Annotated in this window: 27 protein-coding genes, 1 tRNA gene and 1 pseudogene; 19 read left to right on the top strand and 10 right to left on the bottom strand. The window is 69.1% G+C overall.

Going from position 1 to position 18,577, the window contains the following annotated elements; translation table 11 throughout:
• Window positions 1-112: 112 nt before the first annotated feature.
• A complete protein-coding gene (locus ACFYXF_RS10285) occupies window positions 113-760 on the top strand; it encodes a LytR C-terminal domain-containing protein (protein ID WP_389349118.1) in 648 nt (215 codons plus the stop codon).
• An 82-nt stretch (window positions 761-842) separates the two neighbouring features.
• On the opposite strand, the gene upp is transcribed toward ACFYXF_RS10285, so the two are convergent.
• Window positions 843-1,478 carry a uracil phosphoribosyltransferase gene (gene upp / locus ACFYXF_RS10290; RefSeq protein WP_369029007.1) on the bottom strand — a complete coding sequence of 212 codons (636 nt, stop codon included), beginning with the start codon at window positions 1,476-1,478 and terminating at the stop codon, window positions 843-845.
• 116 nt (window positions 1,479-1,594) lie between these two features.
• Between upp and ACFYXF_RS10295 the strand changes: the two genes are divergently transcribed.
• From ACFYXF_RS10295 to ACFYXF_RS10340, 10 genes are all read left to right on the top strand, one after another.
• On the top strand, window positions 1,595-1,777 hold the full coding sequence (locus ACFYXF_RS10295) for a hypothetical protein (RefSeq protein WP_369029263.1): 183 nt from the start codon (window positions 1,595-1,597) through the stop codon (window positions 1,775-1,777).
• Window positions 1,778-2,040: 263 nt separating this feature from the next.
• Window positions 2,041-2,595 (top strand): hypothetical protein, encoded by a 555-nt coding sequence (locus ACFYXF_RS10300; protein ID WP_389349119.1) that lies wholly within the window; start codon window positions 2,041-2,043, stop codon window positions 2,593-2,595.
• 62 nt (window positions 2,596-2,657) lie between these two features.
• On the top strand, window positions 2,658-3,092 hold the full coding sequence (gene tadA, locus ACFYXF_RS10305; protein ID WP_389349120.1) for a tRNA adenosine(34) deaminase TadA: 435 nt from the start codon (window positions 2,658-2,660) through the stop codon (window positions 3,090-3,092).
• A 62-nt stretch (window positions 3,093-3,154) separates the two neighbouring features.
• Window positions 3,155-3,239: transfer RNA gene (locus ACFYXF_RS10310), tRNA-Ser, on the top strand.
• Between the two features lie 74 nt (window positions 3,240-3,313).
• Window positions 3,314-3,490, top strand: a complete 177-nt coding sequence (locus tag ACFYXF_RS10315; RefSeq protein ID WP_369029026.1) for a hypothetical protein — start codon at window positions 3,314-3,316, stop codon at window positions 3,488-3,490.
• Window positions 3,491-3,516: 26 nt separating this feature from the next.
• On the top strand, window positions 3,517-3,810 hold the full coding sequence (locus tag ACFYXF_RS10320) for a Dabb family protein (RefSeq protein WP_389349121.1): 294 nt from the start codon (window positions 3,517-3,519) through the stop codon (window positions 3,808-3,810).
• Window positions 3,811-3,985: 175 nt separating this feature from the next.
• Entirely contained in the window at window positions 3,986-4,867 is an 882-nt protein-coding gene (locus tag ACFYXF_RS10325; protein WP_389349458.1) for an RNA polymerase sigma factor SigF, read from the top strand.
• Between the two features lie 342 nt (window positions 4,868-5,209).
• A complete protein-coding gene (locus tag ACFYXF_RS10330; RefSeq protein WP_235476933.1) occupies window positions 5,210-6,127 on the top strand; it encodes an RNA polymerase sigma factor SigF in 918 nt (305 codons plus the stop codon).
• Window positions 6,128-6,199: 72 nt separating this feature from the next.
• Complete coding sequence (locus ACFYXF_RS10335) at window positions 6,200-6,931, top strand: hypothetical protein (protein WP_389349122.1); 732 nt, start codon at window positions 6,200-6,202, stop codon at window positions 6,929-6,931.
• Between the two features lie 244 nt (window positions 6,932-7,175).
• Complete coding sequence (locus ACFYXF_RS10340) at window positions 7,176-8,030, top strand: MHYT domain-containing protein (RefSeq protein ID WP_389349123.1); 855 nt, start codon at window positions 7,176-7,178, stop codon at window positions 8,028-8,030.
• A gap of 75 nt (window positions 8,031-8,105) precedes the next feature.
• Here the strand turns inward: ACFYXF_RS10340 and ACFYXF_RS10345 are convergent, their stop codons facing one another.
• The 4 genes from ACFYXF_RS10345 to ACFYXF_RS10360 form a co-directional block, all read right to left on the bottom strand.
• Window positions 8,106-8,309 carry a cold-shock protein gene (locus ACFYXF_RS10345; RefSeq protein WP_389349124.1) on the bottom strand — a complete coding sequence of 68 codons (204 nt, stop codon included), beginning with the start codon at window positions 8,307-8,309 and terminating at the stop codon, window positions 8,106-8,108.
• A 206-nt stretch (window positions 8,310-8,515) separates the two neighbouring features.
• Complete coding sequence (locus tag ACFYXF_RS10350; RefSeq protein ID WP_389349125.1) at window positions 8,516-9,073, bottom strand: GntR family transcriptional regulator; 558 nt, start codon at window positions 9,071-9,073, stop codon at window positions 8,516-8,518.
• Window positions 9,074-9,131: 58 nt separating this feature from the next.
• Window positions 9,132-9,599, bottom strand: a complete 468-nt coding sequence (locus ACFYXF_RS10355) for a hypothetical protein (protein WP_389349126.1) — start codon at window positions 9,597-9,599, stop codon at window positions 9,132-9,134.
• 70 nt (window positions 9,600-9,669) lie between these two features.
• On the bottom strand, window positions 9,670-9,867 hold the full coding sequence (locus tag ACFYXF_RS10360; protein WP_164417708.1) for a hypothetical protein: 198 nt from the start codon (window positions 9,865-9,867) through the stop codon (window positions 9,670-9,672).
• Between the two features lie 209 nt (window positions 9,868-10,076).
• Between ACFYXF_RS10360 and ACFYXF_RS10365 the strand changes: the two genes are divergently transcribed.
• The 3 genes from ACFYXF_RS10365 to ACFYXF_RS10375 are packed head-to-tail and all read left to right on the top strand — an operon-like array spanning window position 10,077 to window position 13,913.
• The gene (locus ACFYXF_RS10365) at window positions 10,077-10,547 is read left to right on the top strand and encodes a MarR family winged helix-turn-helix transcriptional regulator (RefSeq protein WP_389349127.1); all 471 of its coding nucleotides are present in this window, start codon (window positions 10,077-10,079) and stop codon (window positions 10,545-10,547) included.
• A gap of 51 nt (window positions 10,548-10,598) precedes the next feature.
• Window positions 10,599-13,079: an MFS transporter gene (locus ACFYXF_RS10370; RefSeq protein WP_389349128.1), complete on the top strand. Its 2,481-nt coding sequence runs from the start codon at window positions 10,599-10,601 to the stop codon at window positions 13,077-13,079.
• A gap of 6 nt (window positions 13,080-13,085) precedes the next feature.
• Entirely contained in the window at window positions 13,086-13,913 is an 828-nt protein-coding gene (locus tag ACFYXF_RS10375; protein WP_389349129.1) for a YceI family protein, read from the top strand.
• A gap of 21 nt (window positions 13,914-13,934) precedes the next feature.
• Here ACFYXF_RS10375 and ACFYXF_RS10380 read toward each other — a convergent pair whose 3' ends face one another.
• Together ACFYXF_RS10380 and ACFYXF_RS10385 are read right to left on the bottom strand one after the other, a co-directional pair.
• Window positions 13,935-14,324 (bottom strand): hypothetical protein, encoded by a 390-nt coding sequence (locus ACFYXF_RS10380; RefSeq protein WP_389349130.1) that lies wholly within the window; start codon window positions 14,322-14,324, stop codon window positions 13,935-13,937.
• 99 nt (window positions 14,325-14,423) lie between these two features.
• Window positions 14,424-14,867 (bottom strand): ATP-binding protein, encoded by a 444-nt coding sequence (locus ACFYXF_RS10385; protein WP_389349131.1) that lies wholly within the window; start codon window positions 14,865-14,867, stop codon window positions 14,424-14,426.
• A 233-nt stretch (window positions 14,868-15,100) separates the two neighbouring features.
• Between ACFYXF_RS10385 and ACFYXF_RS10390 the strand changes: the two genes are divergently transcribed.
• The 3 genes and pseudogenes from ACFYXF_RS10390 to ACFYXF_RS10400 all read left to right on the top strand — a co-directional run.
• Window positions 15,101-15,955, top strand: a complete 855-nt coding sequence (locus ACFYXF_RS10390; RefSeq protein WP_389349132.1) for a helix-turn-helix domain-containing protein — start codon at window positions 15,101-15,103, stop codon at window positions 15,953-15,955.
• Window positions 15,956-15,966: 11 nt separating this feature from the next.
• Window positions 15,967-16,155 (top strand): DUF397 domain-containing protein, encoded by a 189-nt coding sequence (locus tag ACFYXF_RS10395; protein ID WP_389349133.1) that lies wholly within the window; start codon window positions 15,967-15,969, stop codon window positions 16,153-16,155.
• Window positions 16,156-16,173: 18 nt separating this feature from the next.
• A pseudogene (locus ACFYXF_RS10400) lies at window positions 16,174-16,320 on the top strand (hypothetical protein); the annotation flags it as partial.
• Here ACFYXF_RS10400 and ACFYXF_RS10405 read toward each other — a convergent pair.
• From ACFYXF_RS10405 to ACFYXF_RS10415, 3 genes are read right to left on the bottom strand one after another with little or no spacing between them, the layout of a single operon-like run.
• Window positions 16,309-17,157: a helix-turn-helix domain-containing protein gene (locus tag ACFYXF_RS10405; protein ID WP_389349134.1), complete on the bottom strand. Its 849-nt coding sequence runs from the start codon at window positions 17,155-17,157 to the stop codon at window positions 16,309-16,311. The pseudogene ACFYXF_RS10400 and the gene ACFYXF_RS10405 sit on opposite strands and share 12 nt — an antisense overlap.
• Before the next feature lie 16 nt (window positions 17,158-17,173).
• Entirely contained in the window at window positions 17,174-17,689 is a 516-nt protein-coding gene (locus tag ACFYXF_RS10410; protein WP_389349135.1) for a DUF6879 family protein, read from the bottom strand.
• The gene (locus ACFYXF_RS10415; protein ID WP_389349136.1) at window positions 17,661-17,915 is read right to left on the bottom strand and encodes a hypothetical protein; all 255 of its coding nucleotides are present in this window, start codon (window positions 17,913-17,915) and stop codon (window positions 17,661-17,663) included. The genes ACFYXF_RS10410 and ACFYXF_RS10415 overlap by 29 nt, the downstream gene beginning before the upstream one ends.
• Window positions 17,916-18,099: 184 nt before the next feature.
• Here ACFYXF_RS10415 and ACFYXF_RS10420 point away from each other — a divergent pair, with 184 nt between their 5' ends.
• Complete coding sequence (locus ACFYXF_RS10420) at window positions 18,100-18,285, top strand: hypothetical protein (protein WP_389349137.1); 186 nt, start codon at window positions 18,100-18,102, stop codon at window positions 18,283-18,285.
• Window positions 18,285-18,536, top strand: a complete 252-nt coding sequence (locus ACFYXF_RS10425) for a hypothetical protein (RefSeq protein ID WP_389349138.1) — start codon at window positions 18,285-18,287, stop codon at window positions 18,534-18,536. The genes ACFYXF_RS10420 and ACFYXF_RS10425 overlap by 1 nt, the downstream gene beginning before the upstream one ends.
• Window positions 18,537-18,577: the final 41 nt, after the last annotated feature.

Here is an 18,577-nt window from a genome sequence, read left to right on the forward strand (position 1 = left end):
CTCCGTCGCCGCACCTTCTTTCAGCGGCCTTATTGGCCCTTTCGGGTACTACCCGGGCCAGGTCAATGATCATTTAGTAGGCATCACCGCCAGGGCGCACTACGCTGCGCCCATGAGCATGCTGACTCCCCCCGGAATGGGCGGCCAGTACCGCATCACGGGGGACAAGTACCCGCGGATGCGCCGACCCCGGGGGCGCCGCAGACTCGTGCTCGGACTCGTGGCCTCCGTCGTCGCCCTCGGCCTGATCGGCTGGGGCACCTTGCAGCTCATCGACGTCTTCACGGGCGGCGGCAGCAAGGCCACGGCGGCGGGTCCGAAGGCGGACTGCGCCACGAAGGTGACCCCCTCGCCCACGCCGACGACCCCGAAGACACTCCTCAAGCCCGGCCAGATCACCGTCAACGTCCTGAACGCCACTCCCCGCAGCGGCCTCGCCAAGCAGGCGGCGGACGAGCTGCGCAAGCGTGGGTTCCGTATCGGGGACATCGGCAACGCGACCAAGGCCTACGACAAGAAGATCGCCGGTGCGGGGATAGTGCTCGGTGCGAAGTCAGCCGCCCAGGCCGCGCTGCCCGTGCTCGGCACGCAGTTGGCCGGCGCGCAGCTGAAGACGGACGCGCGGGCGTCGGCGACCGAGGTCGACCTGCTCATCGGGACGAAGTTCACGGCGCTGACCAATAAGCAGGAGGCTGACCAGGCGCTGGCCGCGCTGGCCAACCCGGTGCCGGCGCCTTCCAGCTCCCCTAAGGGCTGCTGAACAATCCGGTAGTCGGTCGTCGTTCGGCTGCCGCGCCGTCGTGGATGGTCGCGCAGTTCCCCGCGCCCCTAAAAGCGACCGCCTACTCTGCTGCGCCGTAGAGGCGGTCTCCCGCGTCTCCCAGGCCCGGGACGATATAGCCGTGTTCGTTGAGGCGCTCGTCCACCGAGGCCGTCACGACCGTCACCGGGGTGCCCGCCAGCTCGCGTTCCATGACCTCGACGCCCTCCGGGGCGGCCAGCAGGACCACGGCCGTCACGTCGTCGGCGCCGCGCTTGATCAGCTCCTGGATCGCCGCGACCAGGGTGCCGCCGGTGGCGAGCATCGGGTCGAGGACGTACACCTGGCGCCCGGAGAGGTCCTCCGGCATCCGGGTCGCGTACGTGGACGCCTGGAGCGTCTCCTCGTCGCGCACCATGCCCATGAAGCCCACCTCGGCGGTCGGCAGCAGCCGGACCATGCCGTCAAGCATGCCCAGACCGGCCCGCAGGATCGGCACGACCAGCGGGCGCGGGTGGGACAGCTTGACGCCCGTGGTCGAGGCGACCGGCGTCGTGATGTCGACCTGTTCGGTACGCACGTCGCGCGTGGCCTCGTAGGCGAGCAGGGTGACCAGCTCGTCGGCGAGACGGCGGAAGGTCGCGGAGTCGGTGCGCTGGTCGCGCAGCGTGGTGAGCTTGTGAGCGACCAGGGGGTGGTCGACGACGTGAAGACGCATGGCCCTAACAGTAGCCGTGGTCCTCTGCGGGGGCTCGGCTCCCCGATCACTCCTCCGCTGGCATCAAACCGCCCGACGGAGGGAAAGTGGGAGGGATGGACTGGGGGTGTGTGCCTATGCCCGACCGGGAGCATCGGGAACAGAAGGCGTCGGAGACCGACGCCGAGCGGCGTCGGCGCCGGGCCGTCTTCCTGCGCGAGCTGACCGAGGCGCGCGAGTTGCGCGACCGTGTCCAGCCCCGCCGCGCCAAGGCCGCCCGCCTCCGCCACGCCATGCGCATGCGTACGTTCCGCTGGTAGTAGGCGCGTTGAGGGGGTGGCCGTGCGGGGGCAGCCAGGGAAGCCGGTTACGATCCGCTGGTGGCGGCAACGAGAGCGCTGGTGAAGGGCTCGGCCGACAAGCGATCAAAAGAGCCGGACACAGGGTGCCGAAGACGTCCCCTGAACGCTCCGTTTCTGCCACGATTCCGAGTGGGTGGGGCTCGGCGCAGAGCTTTCCCCACCCAAAGCCTCCGCCGGGGGGACCCCCAACCGGCACGCCTAGGACCAGTGGGAGAGTCACGGTGTACTTCGCCGCACTGCTCGCGCGCACCGAAGACGGGTGGGAAGCGAGCGACACAGAACTCGACGATGTGGAAACCCTGTCGGACCTGGCCGAACTGGCCCGTGAAGCCTCCCCCGAGGACGACACGGTGCTGGTGCTCATCGAGCAGGAGGACGCCTGGTTCGGCGTCGTCCGCGTCGACGGCGAGGACGACCCCCGGATCTACGTCTCGGACGCCGCCGCCGCTGCCCGTAGCTCGTACGGCGAGATCCTGCTCACGGCCGAGCTACTCGGCCGCGATCCGGACGCCGACGAGACAGATCTGGACGCCCTCGACCTCGACGGCACCGAGGACGGTGAGTCGGACTCCGGTCCGGCCACCGGCTCCGCCGACGACGACGAGGACGACGACACCTCCGCCGAGGCCGTACCGCACGGCCCTGTCGGCGACACCGAGATCCTCGACGACCTCGGCGTCGGCGAGAAGGAACTCCGCGCCCTGGACGCCGACGACGCGCTGAGCGCGATCGCCGACGCCCTCGGAGCGTCGGAGGTCCTGGAGACGGTGCGCTGAACGAACAGGGCCTGACCGTCGAGGGGCCGCCCGACCCCGTACGTGATCCATGGCGGGCCGCGATGCGGCTCGCCATGGCCGAGGCCGGGCGGGCCGTCCTCGGCGGTGACGTCCCCGTCGGGGCCGTCGTCCTGGCCGCCGACGGTACGACCGTCCTCGCGACCGGGCACAACGAGCGCGAGGCGACGGGCGATCCGACCGCGCACGCCGAGATCCTCGCGATCCGGCGGGCCGCGGCCGACCTCGGGGAGTGGCGGCTGTCCGGCTGCACGCTCGTCGTGACGCTGGAGCCCTGCACGATGTGCGCGGGCGCGCTCGTCCAGTCCCGGGTCGACCGGATCGTCTACGGCGCCCGCGACGAGAAGGCGGGCGCGGCCGGCTCCCTCTGGGACGTCGTCCGCGACCGCCGCCTCAACCACCGCCCCGAGGTGATCGGCGGCGTCCTCGCGGACGACTGCGCGCGCCTCCTGACCGACTTCTTCCGCAACGACCGCTGACCCTGGTTGCACCGCGAATACGGATTTCAGACCACGCCGTACCGTGCTGTAAGGTCTTTCTCGGTAGCGTGTCCGAGCGGCCGAAGGAGCTCGCCTCGAAAGCGAGTGTGGCGCAAGTCACCGAGGGTTCAAATCCCTCCGCTACCGCTGTAGAAGGGCCTCGCCGGACGGCGGGGCCCTTCGTGCGACATCAGTCGGGTCGGTTCTGAGGGGAGGCCGCGGTGGCGGTGAATTCGAAGAAGATCGCCGTCTATGTGCTCGTGGTCTTCGTGCTGTACGTGATCATCACGGACCCGTCGAAGGCGGCCGACTACGTCCAGATAGCCTTCGAGGGCATCTCGAACGCGGCCAGTGCCATAGGGGACTTCATGACCTGGATCGCCGACGGCGCCAAGTAGCAGGACGCAGCAGCCAGGGAGTACATGTGATCCGCCATCTGGTCCTCTTCAAGCTCGACGAGGGCGTCCAGCGCGACGAACCGCGGGTCGTGGCGGGCGCCGAGGCCTTCCGCGCCCTGTCCGGGAAGATCGACGAACTCCGCTTCTGGGAGTGCGCCTGGAACATCACCGACCGCCCCATCGCCTACGACTTCGCGATCAACTCGGCGGTCGACGACGCGGACGCCCTCAAGCGGTATCTGGAGCACCCGGACCATCAGGCGGCCGCCGCGCTGTGGCGCGAGTTCGCCACCTGGGTGATCGCCGACTACGAGTTCTAGGCCGAGCGCGTTCCAGGCCGAGCACACAACTGGCCCCGCACCGGAACGGTGTGGGGCCTTTTTGTGTCTTATGCACCACCCCTCCCTCAACACGGTGTTATGGGGTGCTTGCACACAGTGCACATGTCTTGTGATGCTATGACCGCTTTTGACGGATGAGTTGACCGATGAAGAGGTGGCGTTGACCGTGTCGGCCAGTACTGCGCCACCCCAGGAAGCCGCACCACAGCAGGCCGCACCGCAGGAGGCCGCCGCCCCGGAGGTCGCTCCCCAGGAGCCCGCCCCACCGCGGAGCCGCGGCGCGGACACCCGGGCGCTCACCCAGGTGCTCTTCGGCCAGCTCAAGGTGCTGGACCCGGGTACGCCGGAGCACAACCGCGTACGAGGGGCGCTCATCGAGGCGAACCTCCCGCTCGTGCGCTACGCCGCCGCCCGCTTCCGCTCCCGCAACGAGCCGATGGAGGACGTCGTCCAGGTCGGCACCATCGGGCTGATCAACGCCATCGACCGCTTCGACCCGGACCGGGGCGTGCAGTTCCCGACGTTCGCGATGCCGACGGTCATCGGCGAGATCAAGCGGTACTTCCGGGACAACGTCCGCACGGTCCACGTACCGCGCCGGCTGCACGAGTTGTGGGTGCAGGTCAACGGCGCGACCGAGGATCTGACGACGGCGTTCGGGCGTACCCCGACGACCGCCGAGATCGCCGAGCGGCTGCGGATCAGCGAGGACGACGTGCTCTCCTGCATCGAGGCGGGCCGTTCGTACCACGCGACCTCGCTGGAGGCGGCCCAGGAGGGCGACGGGCTGCCCGGTCTGGTCGACCGGCTCGGCTACGAGGACCCGGCGCTGGACGGCGTGGAGCACCGCGACCTGGTCCGCCATCTCCTGGTCCAACTCCCCGAGCGCGAGCAGCGGATCCTTTTGCTGCGTTACTACAGCAACCTCACCCAGTCGCAGATCAGCGCGGAACTGGGCGTCTCCCAGATGCATGTGTCCCGGCTGCTGGCGCGCAGCTTCGCGCGACTGCGCTCGGCGAACCGCATCGAAGCGTAGTCGCGGGGAGCGGGAGCGGCCGCGGGCGTCACCGCAGGAGTCACACGAGTCACCAGGCGGGCGGTCCGGGGAGAACCGGACACAGGATCGAGGCGTCACCTGGGAGAGCGAATCGCCCAGTGGCTCACTTCCTCCCACTTCTGGGGTGAAAAACCGTCAGACCCCCTCTTTCCAGGGCTGATTCGTGTCTTACATGTCGACATGTCACTACAGCGTGTTGCCGACATGTGACATTCTGCCGGAAGAGCGTTTGCCGTGGCTTCGGCTCCGGTATTCAGGTGAAGGCTGCGTTCCTCAGACGGGAGCGTCCGCCGCGACCGTCCGCGACCCAAAGGGGGTGGCATGTCCGCAGACCAGGGCAGCTCGAAGGTGCTCACGCTCACGAAGAGCGAGTCGGCGCCCGCCGAGCTTCACGACGTCCCGGCCCTCGTAGTGGAGGTCGAGGCAGAGGCAGCCCCGGCCGTCCCGGCCCTCCCGCCGGCTCCGCCGGCCACGGGAGCCATCGACACCCGCACCCTGTCCCGTTCCCTGTTCCTGCGGCTCGCCGCCCTCGACGAGAACAGCCCCGAGCGTGCGTACGTCCGGGACACCCTCATCGAGCTGAACCTCCCCCTCGTGCGGTACGCGGCGGCCCGCTTCCGCTCCCGCAACGAGCCGATGGAGGACATCGTCCAGGTCGGCACGATCGGTCTGATCAAGGCGATCGACCGTTTCGACTGCGAACGCGGCGTCGAGTTCCCGACGTTCGCGATGCCGACGGTCGTGGGTGAGATCAAGCGGTTCTTCCGCGACACCTCGTGGTCGGTGCGCGTCCCGCGCCGCCTGCAGGAGCTGCGCCTGGCCCTCACCAAGGCCAGCGACGAACTCGCCCAGAAGCTGGACCGCTCGCCGACGGTCACCGAACTCGCCGCGGTCCTGGGCGTGTCCGAGGAGGACGTCGTCGACGGCCTCGCGGTCGGCAACGCGTACACGGCCTCGTCCCTGGACTCCCCGGCCCCGGAGGACGACGGCGGCGAGGGCTCCCTGGCCGACCGCCTCGGCTACGAGGACACGGCGCTGGAGGGCGTGGAGTACCGCGAGTCCCTCAAGCCGCTGCTGGCCAAACTCCCGCCGCGCGAGCGCCGGATCATCATGCTGCGCTTCTTCGCCAACATGACCCAGTCGCAGATCGGCGAGGAGGTCGGCATCTCCCAGATGCACGTGTCCCGCCTGCTGACCCGGACCCTGTCCCAGCTGCGCGAGGGCCTGATCTCCGACTGAGGCTCCGATGAGGCCCCACTGAGGGGCCTCCCGAGGGTTCACTTCTGACGGAGCATCAGCGACGATGTCGCGATGCTTCGCCCGACCCGCACGACGCATGACCGCCGGGGCGCCATCGCCCTGACCACCTCGGCGGCCATCGCGACCTGCGCCCTGGCAGGGCTGTTGGTGGCGTGCGGAGGCGGTGACGGACAGGGCGAGGGGTACGTCGCGGTCGAGCGCCCGGCGAGCGGCGGTACGGCGGTCGCTCCCACCGGGGAGGTGACGTTCGTACCGCTGGAGGGACGTGAGCGGGCAACGGCGCCCGACTCGCCCCCGGTTCAGGAGATCCGGCCACGCGAATCCGCAACGGGCCCTGGATCACCGGCTCCTGAGGACGTGGGCGGCAACTCCGCGCGTACGAGCACGAGTTCCCCGTCGACGACGCCGAACCCTGCGCCCGCGCCTGCGTCCCCTTCGACGTCGACGCCAACACCGGTTCCCTCCCCGCCCGTTGGTCCCGCCCGTCTGACCACGGGTGCGCCCGTACGCGAGGCCACGGACAAACGCTGGTGCGAGAAGGTGACGCTCGCCTTCCACAACACCGGTGGCGCACCGGTCCGTTCGGGCACGGTGACCTTCGGCACGCACATCATCGACCTGCTCGGCATCGACTGGGCGACGGTCGAGTCGTCGGTGGCGCTTCCCGCGCCGATCCAGCCGGGGGCGACGAGGGAAGAGACCTGGACGGTGTGCGTCGACGCGTGGCGGGTGCCTTGGGGGATGCGGGTGGAGACGCGGGTCGTCGGGGTCGAGTGGGCGTAAGGGGACCTTCACCGGTATGCGCCGATGGATGCCGAAGGATGCCTAAGTCTGGCGAAGGATGGCGAAGTATCGATTCGGCAGTCGATGGACCCTCTATGTGTAGGAAGTGTGTGTTCCCCGTGATTGAATCGTGCACAACTCGGCCAGGTGGCTTGAACTGACCGCTCGGTTCCCCGTGCCCTGCTTCCCCGGCAGGGCAGATGCTGCGGTGCCGCCTGCCGTCACGCACGTGAAGGGAACCCGTATGACCTCCGCCGCTTCCGACGTCTCCAACTTCTACTACGGCGCCGTGACCCCGATCGCCGCCTATCTGATGGCCTGCCTCGGGGCGGCGCTCGGGCTGCGCTGCACGACCCGGTCGCTGCGCCACCCGCAGCGCAGAGCACGCTGGCTGGCCCTGGGCGCGACGGCGATCGGCTGCGGCATCTGGACCATGCACTTCATCGCCATGATCGGCTTCAACGTGCAGGGCGCGCTGGTCAGCTACGACACGACGAAGACACTCCTCAGCCTCGCGGTCGCCATCGCCTTCGTCTCCGTCGGCGTGTTCCTCGTCGGCTACCGGGGCAGTTCCCCGGTGACCCTGGCGACGGCGGGCACGGTCACCGGGCTCGGGGTCGCGGTCATGCACTACCTCGGCATGGCCGCCATCCACACCGACGGCACCCTCCAGTACGACACCATGACGGTGATCCTGTCCGTCGTCATCGCCGTCGCGGCGGCCACGGCGGCCCTGTGGGCGGCGGTCTCCATCCACGCCCTGTGGGCCAGCCTCGGCGCGAGCCTGGTCATGGGCGTGGCCGTGACCGGCATGCACTACACCGGCATGGCCGCCGTCTCCGTCCACCTCACGGGCCACTCCGCGACCGCCCAGTCGTCCACCGACCTGCTGTCGTTCCTCCTGGCCATGCTCGCCGGCCCGCTCGCCGTGCTCCTGGTGGCCGCCGTCATCGTCATGTTCGACCCCGACATGATGCTGACGGACGACGACTGGGACCGGCCGGCCCCCGCATCCGCCCCGCGCGGGACGGTGCCCGCCCAGCCGGTCCACGCCGAGCAGCAGGCGTCCCGGCCGTCGGGGTCGCGCACGTCCTGGTGACCGAGCAGTCGCTTGCAGATCCGCCCCGGTGCGGGTCTGCTGCGCTTCCCGCGCCTTGGGGCTCGGACGGGTGGGTCAGAGGGGGCGGACCTGTTCGGCCTGCGGGCCCTTGGGGCCCTGCGATGTCGAGAACTCCACCCGCTGGTTCTCGTCCAACGACCGGTGTCCGGACATGTCGATCGCCGAGAAGTGCACGAAGACGTCCGGTGTGCCGTCGTCCGGCGAGATGAATCCGAACCCCTTCTCCGCGTTGAACCACTTCACAGTGCCCTGAGCCATGTGACGCCTTCCCTGTGGGAGCCGGACGCGATCACGTCCGGGAGTACGCCGATCCTCTCCCGTCCCTTCGGACAGGAAACGGAGCAGCGCGCACTGCACACGTACGAGTGAGCACACCCTGTGGCCCGAACGGCTTCCGGTGCTGCGAGGCTCCCCGTCCGTACGGGCCGGCCGGTCGTCGGCGCCGGTCTCGGTACGACGTACCGCTATCCGATCCGGCGTTCATAGCGCAGGCGTTGGCGGTCGGCGGGCATCGTCATCAGGTCGGTCTGGAGGGGCCGGTCCTCCGCGTCCAGGGTGAGCCGGGTCAGCCGTAGGACCGGGGCGTCGGGGCCGATGCGCAGCGCCTGTTGCTCCGCCGCGTTCGGGAGCCCGGCGGTCACATCCTCACGTACCCGTACGCCCACGTGCCCGAGCCGCGCGAGCAGCGTCACGGCCCCGCCGGGGATCTTCGCGACACCGGCGAGCCCGGTGCCTGCGGCGATGTGCGCCGGGTAGTAGGTGTCCGTCAGCTCACAGGGCTCACCGTCGAGTTCGATGACCCGACGCCGTACGACCACGGCCTCGCCCTCGGCGACACCGAGCAGCCCGGAGACCTCGCCGGACGCCGGCACCTCCCCCGCGTGGACGATGCGCTGGGTTCCCCGGCGCCCCTTCGCCGCGGCCTCCTCGCTCCAGGCGTCGCCGGCCTGGCCGATCGCCCGCGGCGAAAGATAGGGCGTAGAAGTGCTGACCCAGTCCTCGCCGTCGTCTCCGCGGTCCATCGCGGTACGTCCTCTGGTCGGGGCGGCAGGAGCCGGGCTCGGCAGAAGCCGAGGTTCGTCAGATGTGGGCCCTGACCTGCCGTACGGGATGGCCGAGGGCGTTGCCGAGGGTGGCCAGTTCCTCGTCGTCGAACCAGACGCGTTCGGGGTTCCAGACGGCGATCTCGAACCGGGCGAAGCCGCACGGCCAGTCGTATTCCAGCTCGTCCAGCGAGGCCGCCGCACCGCAACAGGGGACTTCTGTCGCGAGGGTCGCGAAACCGTCACCCGCGGTGGCTTCGAGCAGGCCCGCCCACCACTCCGTGCCGATCGACGCGCCGCAGCGCGGGCAGCCGATCCTCCGCAGGTTCTGGCCGCAGTCCACGACGGTGAGCGTGTCGTGCCAGGTGACGTCGATGTCCACGTCCACCCCGCCAGGAACCCCTGGAGCCAGGTCCGCCGCGATCGCCGCCGCGCGGTCGGCCGCGACCCTGCCGGGTTGCCAGTACGGGTCGGTGGGGATGACGGACAGGACATCGTCGCTCATCGATCACTCAGGGGCTCTCGACCGGCCTCCGGAACGCGCTGGCCGCCTTGCCGACGCGGTCCCGTCGGTCCTACTTCAGCGCCAGCCAAGCCACCGCCGCCACAACCAGAACGGCGACGACCACGCCGACGATCAGGCCGATGCGGGGGCCCGCCGGGGCCGGTGCCTGGCGGCTGCCGCCCTGGGGGGTCTCGTCGACGAACGCTCGGAACATCTGGGTGCTGCCCGCGGGGTCGTAGTTGCCCTCGGGGCCCTGGGTGTTGGCCATGGTGGGGACCCTAGCGAACTCGGCGGGGCCCGCCCAAGTGGGGGCCCTCTCCCACCCCTCCCACCTGCGCGTTTACGTTCGCCAATACTTGCCTTTGCCAAGTTTTTAGTCCACCTCCTCCCCATTTCATTTGCCTGTAGCAACCAATCGTTCTTATGGTTGCCCCAAGCAACAAATAAAGGGACAGAGGCAGACTTCAGGGGGGTGTGATGGCCGAACAGGCGCAGTACGAGGAGTTGGTGCGTCAGTTCAGTGCCTTCGGGGCCGTGAAGCGGGAGTTGGGGCGGATCATGCCGCCCGAGTGTCCCGGTGGTTCCGCCGCCGTGCTGACGCTGCTCGACCGGCACGGGGACATGCGGATGAGCCGGCTGGCCGAGCTGCTCGCCGTCGACATGTCCGTGACCAGCCGCCATGTCGCCCATGTCGCCGGACGCGGCTGGATCGAACGGCTGCCCGACCCCGCCGACAAGCGCTCCCGCATTTTGCGGCTGACCCCATCGGGGCACGCGCAGATCGGCGAGTTGTCGCGGCGGACCACCGAACTGCTCGCCCACCGGCTCGCCGACTGGAGCGACGAGGAGGTCGGACAGCTCGTCCGGCTCATGGCGCGGCTCCGGGACAGCTTCGGCGCGCATGCCAACTCCCACGCCCACGCCCACCAGACGACGCAGCACACGTAGATGACGTACACGCAGAAGACGCACACGCGCCGAAACAGACAAGGAAGCTCAATGGCAACGACCACACCGGCCGGTGTGCGGGCGGCTCACGCCAAGCACGGGGGAGGCTCCCACGGCTCCGCCGACGGCGCGCCGATGTCGCACCGGCAGATCATGGAAGCGCTCACCGGACTGCTGCTCGGCATGTTCGTCGCGATCCTGTCGTCGACGATCGTCTCCAACGCCCTGCCCGACATCATCAAGGACCTCGGCGGCGGCCAGAGTGCCTACACCTGGGTCGTGACCGCGTCGCTGCTCGCGATGACCGCGTCCACCCCGCTGTGGGGCAAGCTCGCCGACCTCTTCTCCAAGAAGCTGCTGATCCAGCTCGCGCTCGTCATCTTCGTGCTCGGGTCGGCCGCCGCGGGCCTCTCGCAGAACGCCGCCATGCTCATCGGCTTCCGTGCCGTGCAGGGCATCGGCATGGGCGGGCTCTCGGCCCTCGCGCAGATCATCCTCGCCGCGATGATCTCCCCGCGTGAGCGCGGACGCTACAACGGCTACCTCGGTGCCACCTTCGCGACCGCGATGGTCGGCGGCCCACTGATCGGCGGTGTCATCACCGACACCAGCTGGCTCGGCTGGCGCTGGTGCTTCTACGTCGGCGTCCCCTTCGCCGTCGTGGCGCTCATCGTGCTCCAGCGGACCCTCCACCTGCCCGTGGTCAAGCGTCAGGCCAAGGTCGACTGGTTCGGCGCCTTCTTCATCACCGCCGCCGTCTGCCTCCTGCTCGTCTGGGTGACCTTCGCCGGCGACAAGTACGACTGGGCGTCCTGGCAGACCAGCGCCATGCTCGGCGGCACGGTCGCGCTGCTCGGGATCTTCGTCCTCGTCGAGTCGAGGGCCAGCGAGCCGATCATCCCGCTGCGCCTCTTCCGCAACCGCACGATCACCCTCGCCTCCCTCGCCTCGCTCTTCGTGGGCGTCGCGATGTTCGCGGGCACCATCTTCTTCAGCCAGTACTTCCAGCTGGCCCGCGACAAGTCGCCGACCATGTCCGGCGTCATGACGATCCCGATGATCGGCGGCCTGTTCGTCGCCTCCACCGTCTCCGGCCAGGTCATCACCCGTACGGGACGCTGGAAGGCCTGGCTGCTCGCCGGCGGTGTGCTGGTGACGTCCGGTCTCGGGCTCCTCGGCACCCTGCGCTACGACACCCCGTACTGGCACGTCGCCATCTACATGGCCCTGCTCGGGCTCGGCGTCGGCATGATGATGCAGAACCTGGTGCTGTGCACACAGAACCAGGTCGACCCCTCCGACCTGGGCGTCGCCAGCTCCGTCGTCACCTTCTTCCGCTCCCTCGGCGGTGCGATCGGCGTCTCGGCGCTCGGCGCGGTTCTCAGTCACCGGATCACCGACCACCTCAAGGACGGCCTGGCCACCCTCGACCCGAAATACGCCTCGGCGCTCTCCGGTTCGACCTCCAACACCATCCCCGACCTCGACAGCCTGCCCGCGCCGCTGCGCACGGTCATCGAGGGCGCGTACGGCCACGGCATCGGCGACGTCTTCCTCTACGCCGCCCCGGCCGCTCTGCTCGCGCTGGTCTTCTCCGTCTTCATCAAGGAGGTTCCGTTGCGGACGAAGGGCGCGTTGGCGCAAGCGGCGGAGGCCGCTGTCGAGGAGAAGGGTGCCCCTTCCACTCCGGTCGCGGAGACGGAGCCGGAGCCGGCGGCCGTCGCTGTCGCCACGGTCGCTGTCGAGGCCGCCGAGGAGTCCGCCCGTGGGGGGATTCCCGTACGGGGTCACGTGCGCGGTGCCGAGAGCGCGCCCGTTCCGCAGGCCGCCGTCACGCTGATCTCCCTCTCCGGACGCCAGCTGGGCCGCGCGGTCGCACAGGGCGACGGCGGCTACGCGCTGGACGCGCCGGGCACGGGCTCGTACGTCCTGATCGCCTCGGCGGACGGGTTCCAGCCGCAGGCCTCGACCGTCGTCGTCAACGGCGAGCCGGTCTCGTACGACATCCTGCTCAGCGGCACGAGCGGGCTCGGCGGGCTGGTGCGGGCCACCGAGTCGGGGTCGCCCGTCAAGGACGCGATGGTGATCGTGACCGATGTGCGCGGGGATGTGCTGGCCACCGGGACCACCGGTGAGCAGGGCGAGTTCACCTTCGCCGACCTGGTGCCGGGTGTCGTGACGATCGCCGTGAACGCCGCCGGGTACCGGCCGCGGGCGCTGCCCGTCGAGGTCGGCGGTGCCGGGGTCACCCGGGTCGAGGTGGAACTGGCGTCCGGGGCGCACGTCCAGGGTGTCGTACGGGCGCCGCACGGGCCGCTCGGGGACGCGCGGGTCACGCTCGTCGACGCGGCGGGCAACGTGGTCGGCACGTCGACGACCGGTGCGGACGGGGCGTACGCCTTCACTGATCTGGACAGCGGCGAGTACACGGTCATCGCGACCGGCTACCCGCCGGCGGCCACCGCCCTGACCGTCACCGGCAATGGAACCGACGGCCACGACATCGAACTCGCCCACCCGGGTGGGGAGTAGCGGGACATGGGCCTCAACGCACGGGTTCGTACCCGCGACGGGTGGGCGGTGTCGCACGCCGTCGTCACCGTGACCGACATGACCGGGCAGCAGGTGCTGCGGGCCGGGGCCGACGCGGACGGGGTCGTGCGCGACGCGACCCCGCTCGCGCCCGGCGCGTACACCGTGATCGTGACGGCCGTCGGGTACGCGCCCACCGCGTCCAGCGCGATCGTGACGGCGAGCGGCCGGACCGAGGTCGGGACGGTCACCCTCGCCCGCCTCGGTGGCGGCGCCGAACTGCCGCCGCCGGGGCCGTGGACCCTCGACCCGGCCCACTCGTCGGTCGGGGCGGTCGCCCAGCACCTGGGCATCTCCAGCGTGCACGGCCGGTTCAGGGAGTTCACGGCGACGATCGAGATCGCCCCGGACGAGGTCGCCAAGTCCCGGGTGGAGGCGGTCATTTCGGCCGCCTCGATCGATACGGGGAACGCGACGCGGGACGAACACCTACGGTCCGCCGACTTCCTGGATGTCGAGCGGTATCCGGAGGTCACGTTCCACTCGACGGGGCTCACCCCGGCCGCCGGGACCGACCGCTGGATCGTCCACGGCGAGCTGAGCATGCGCGGTGTCGTACGGCCCGTCGACCTCGACCTCGCCTACCTCGGCACCGGCGCCGACCCCTGGGGCGGCACGCGCGCCGCGTTCCGGGCGACGACCGAACTGCGGCGCGAGGACTTCGCCATGAACTACAACCAGGTGGTACGGGCGGGGATCGCGGCGATCGGTACGACGTTGCGGGTGGAGATCGACGTCCAGGCGGTGCAGGGGGACGCGCTGCCGACGGCGTGACTTGACTGACCGAGACCCGGGCTACAGGAGGCGGAGCAGGCGGGGCGGGACGAAGAGGTGCCGGACTCGGTGTTCCTCGGCGTTCATCACGGCGGCGGGCATCCGGTCGGGCCGTCCCTCCGCCTTCGCCAGGGCCTCCTGGCGTTCGGCGCAGGTTCCGCAGGCGGGATCCCACGGGGGCAGCAACTCGGCGTGCGCGTCGGCGAGATGACTGCCGAGCCTGAGCTGCGTTCCGAGGACACTGTCGGTGAAGTCCCAGTCGACGGAGGCATCCTCGGCCGTCAGTCCGGCCACTTCGGCCTGTACGTGGCGCATCTCCTCGTAGAGCCGGACGCAGTCGGCGCAGTCCCACATCCAGCCGGGGAGAAGCGGCCACTGGTCGGCGGCCCTGTCGTTCTCAGTGTTGTCCATACTGCGCTCCCCGCCCCCAGGCTTCTGTTGTCTGTTGTCTGTTGTCTGTCGTCCGTTGTCCGTCCGCTCGGATCCCTCTCCAGAACCGGCCGGTCTCACTCACCGGCCCACCTCGAACCACAGCAACTTCCCGGCACCGCGATCCAGTAGACCGTCCCCGAGGGGCCAGCCGCCCCAGCAGTCGGCGTACTCCTGCACGAGGCACAGCCCACGCCCGCCCTCGCCGTCGGCCGGTGCGAGCGGGACACGGTCGTGGGGCGGCGGGCCGAAGGGGGAAGGGATTCGTGGGTGACTGTCCCAGAGTCCGACGCGGAGACGTCCGTCGGCGAGGGCGGTGAGGCGGAGGGAGGCGGGGCCGTTGGTGTGCCGGTAGGCGTTGGTGACCATCTCGGAGGTCAACAGCTCCACGGCGTCAAGGATTTCGGGCCTGCCGTGGCTGTCCAGCACGGACCGTACGGTCATACGTGCGACCCGTGCCGCGCGCGGGTCGTGGGGGAGGCGGAGGGCGTACGTCCAGGTGTTGGGCGGGGATACGGTGCGCATGGGAACCTCCAGGACTCTCACAGGAAGGGGGCGTGGGCTCGCTCAACTGCTGTGCCGGGCGGTGGCATTGCCTGTGTTGGTGCGCTTCCGGCTTATGGGCGCGGGGAGTTGGGCGATACGTGACAACCGTAGAGCAAGTGGTTAGATGCATCTAACTAAATTCACTAAAGCCATCCATGCTTCACTCGTGTGAGTGAGCACAATGCCGCGTCGCGGCCAGGAAGGGAGACGCCGTGCCGCCCACCAACAGCCCCACGCTCCGGCAGCGGCGGTTGGGCGCAGAGCTGCGCAAACTCCGCGAGCGGGCTGGGCTCACCGTCACCGGTGCCGCCCAATTCCTCGGCGTCAACCAGGCACGCGTCAGCATGATCGAAACCGGCCGCACACCCATCGGCGCTGACCGGCTCCGCGCCACGGCGGGCGTTTACGACTGCAGCGACGAGCAACTGATCCACGCCCTCGCCGCGATGACGGGCCGACGCACCCGTGGCTGGTGGGAGGAGTACCGCGACCATGTACCGGTCGCCCTTGTCGACTTGGCCGAGCTGGAACATCACGCCTCCGGGCTCCGGGTGGCGCTCCTGATCCACATCCCGGCGCTGTTGCAGACCACCGACCATGCCCGCGCCCTCTTTCGGGCTGTGGTGCCACCGATGCGCCAGTACGAGATCGAGCACCGCCTCACGCATCGCATGAAGCGGCAGGGCGTCCTACACCGGGCAGATCCGCCGCCGTACACAGCGATCATTCACGAAGCGGCGCTGCGCATGAACTTCGGCGGCCCGGTCGTCGCCTGCGGCCAGCTCAAGCACTTGCTCGACATGAGCGAACTGCCCCACGTCACCGTCCGGGTGATCCCCTTCGGTACGGACCACTTCCCAACCACCGGCCAGTCGTTCGACTACGTCGAGGGCCCCGTCCCGCAGCTCGACACGGTCCAACTGGACTCGCATCATGGCGCCTGCGAATTCCTCGATGCCGAGGCCCAGTTGAGCAAATACCGCGCCGTACTGGACCGCATGGAGTCCTGTGCGCTGAACCCCACCAAGACACGCGACTTCATCCACCACCGCCTCCAGGACCTTTGAAGGAACCAACCGTGCAAACCCTCCACTGGCAGAAGTCCACCTACAGCGGCGACGGCTCGAACTGCGTCGAGATAGCCCCCACCCCCACCGCCATCCACATACGCGACTCCAAGAGCCCCGCCGGCCCCCACCTCACCCTCCAGCCCGCAGCCTGGGCGGACTTCCTCTCCGACGTGGCGCGGCGCTCTACCCGGAGGTGAAGCCGCCGCGCGGCCGGGTCAGGCGTGCCCGGCAACGACCTCTGGCTCCTCGACGACAGTTCGGTCGTCTTCCGCCACTTCGCCGCGCAACGGCGAACTGGCGCCGACTCGCCTGATCCCAGCGCCCTGGCCGACATGAACGCTGCATCGTTGTCACGTCAGTGACGCCACCGCATCAGCTATCAGGGACCGTGCTGCCGCTCCGCGCGCGGCGCCCTGGGACAGCCGCTCAAAAGCTCGGGCGTACAACTCGACCTGGCTTGGCTGCGTGAGGGCGGAAGCAGCATCCAATGTGTCCGCGTGCACCCTGGTGTCGTCGAAAACGGTGAAGGTCGGCATGGGCCACACAGTTCGTTGCGCCGAGAACGGGACGATACCCACAGCGACGTTGTGGAGATCCATGACCCCGAGCAGGTGGCCGAGCTGCGCCGCCATGGTCTCGGCGCCGCAGAGCCGGTACCGCAGCACCGACTCCTCCAGCACGAACGAGAACCGCCGGGAACCATTGCCCAGCACCGCGTTGCGTCTCATACGGGCCGCTACGGCATCACTCACGTCGTCCGGGGTCCCCCGGAAGTCCGCGATGGACGACAAGAGGGCGGTGGCGTACCCGGGTGTCTGGAGGAAGCCAGGAATCACGTCAGAAACGTAGACGCGGAACACCTTGGTTTGTTGGTACAGGTCGACCACGGACTCCTGCAGGAGACGGAGACCGCTCCGCTGGAGTCGCCTCCACTGCACATGGGCATCGGCGGTCTGCCTGTTCGCCGCGATCAGGTCGGCAGCCTGATCCTCAGAGGTACAGGCCCGGCACCACGCCTTGATGTCCGCGTCGGAGGGAGGGGTCCTGGCGTTCTCGATCCGGGACGATTTCGACTCCGACCAACCGCACCTGACAGCCAGCTCCCGTCCGCTGATCCCGGCATCCTTCCGGATCTCACGCAGGCGGCCGGCGAGGCCTTCGCGTGCCTTCTGGACACTTGACGAGGGATGCGGGGGCATGGAGCTGGCTTTCGTCTCAGATCTTGTACCGGTCGTGCGGTATCGCTCGCTCCCAGACTGTCTCGAAGGCAGTCGAGCACAGTTTCACGGCCTCCGGGTCTGCCGTGACCTCATCCTCGACCACCACTCCGTCACCGGAGAAGTGGTGTACCCGGAGCAGTGCGCCATCGAACAGCCAGAAGTCGTTTCCGGGAAGGGGGATGTCTGTGGTCCGTCGTCGCGGCAGCCACCGAACCTCCTCACCCGCCGTGACGTTGGCCTGAGTGACGTAGTGCTCCCATCGGATGTACTCCGACACGGGTTCGGAGACCACCCGTGCCCGGCGGATCGCGATACCACGGGCCGTGGCGTCCGTGATCAACTGGTAGAAGGGATGCCACCAGGCTGCACGGTCCGCCCAGTTGATCCGCTCGCCCCGCTTCCACGCCTCGAACCGGTCAGTCGAGGCGTAGCCGTCGCGTAGCTCCAGGTGGACGGCAGACCGCTCACACCGGCCAAGCAGCTCAGCGAAGCTGGGCACGCTCGACGGCATCACACGCCTCCCTGATCATCGGGATCATCCGAGCCGGAATCCTGACGACGGCCTCACTGTCGGGCACCCGGCCGTTCGCGGGGCTGCTTGCCTCGCACTCCGCCTGAGTCTCTGTGCTCGGCTTCCATCCCTGCAACAAGATCTCCCGCGCTTCCACGTCCGTCCACACCGTGGGGCAGTGGTCAAGATCGGTGTCGGGGTCGATTCCAACGAACTCTACGGCCATGACCGGCTCCTGGGTTCGAGGGCTTGCTGTGACTTGCATCAGCTTCGTTGAACTGCAGATACAGCGTCAATAGCGCCTTCGGCCAGACAAATTGGCGTGCAAGCCCATGCAAGTTCGTGGATCGGTAACTCGTCGGCTCCATATGTTCGTCGCACCGAGAGCCGATCAGTCACGGAGACGACACATGGCGACGCAGAAGCCGCAGGACTACGAACTGGCCGAGCTGCCCACCGAACTCTCCGCCGTACCTGGCTGTACCACGTGTCTCTCCCTCGTGGTCGCCAGACAGAACGCCCGCTCCGACGGTGACTACAGCGCCGTGTCCGACCGCAATGTGGAACTGCGCGGACATCAGGCCGGGTCCCACTGATGGACATGCAGACGTGGCGGGACAGCCGAGTTCGGGCCGACAACGCCACCACCGCACTCCGAGAGGCGTTCGCGGCACTGGGCGTTCCCGACCACGTGCAGCAGCACCTGCGGCCTGTGATCACCCACTCGGGAACGGCGTTCGTGCACATCGGGATGCTCCAAGCCGAGCACGTGGAGCAGATAGCGGAAGCGCTCCGTGCCGCGGCCACGTCGCGGAGTCTGTTGGCCGCTTCTCAGGAAGTCGAGTAGCGGCTCCGCGCATCAGGCTCTCTTCCTCACCTCTCATGAAC

The sequence above is a fragment of the Streptomyces sp. NPDC002680 genome, assembly GCF_042889145.1.
Lineage (GTDB): Bacteria > Actinomycetota > Actinomycetes > Streptomycetales > Streptomycetaceae > Streptomyces > Streptomyces adonidis.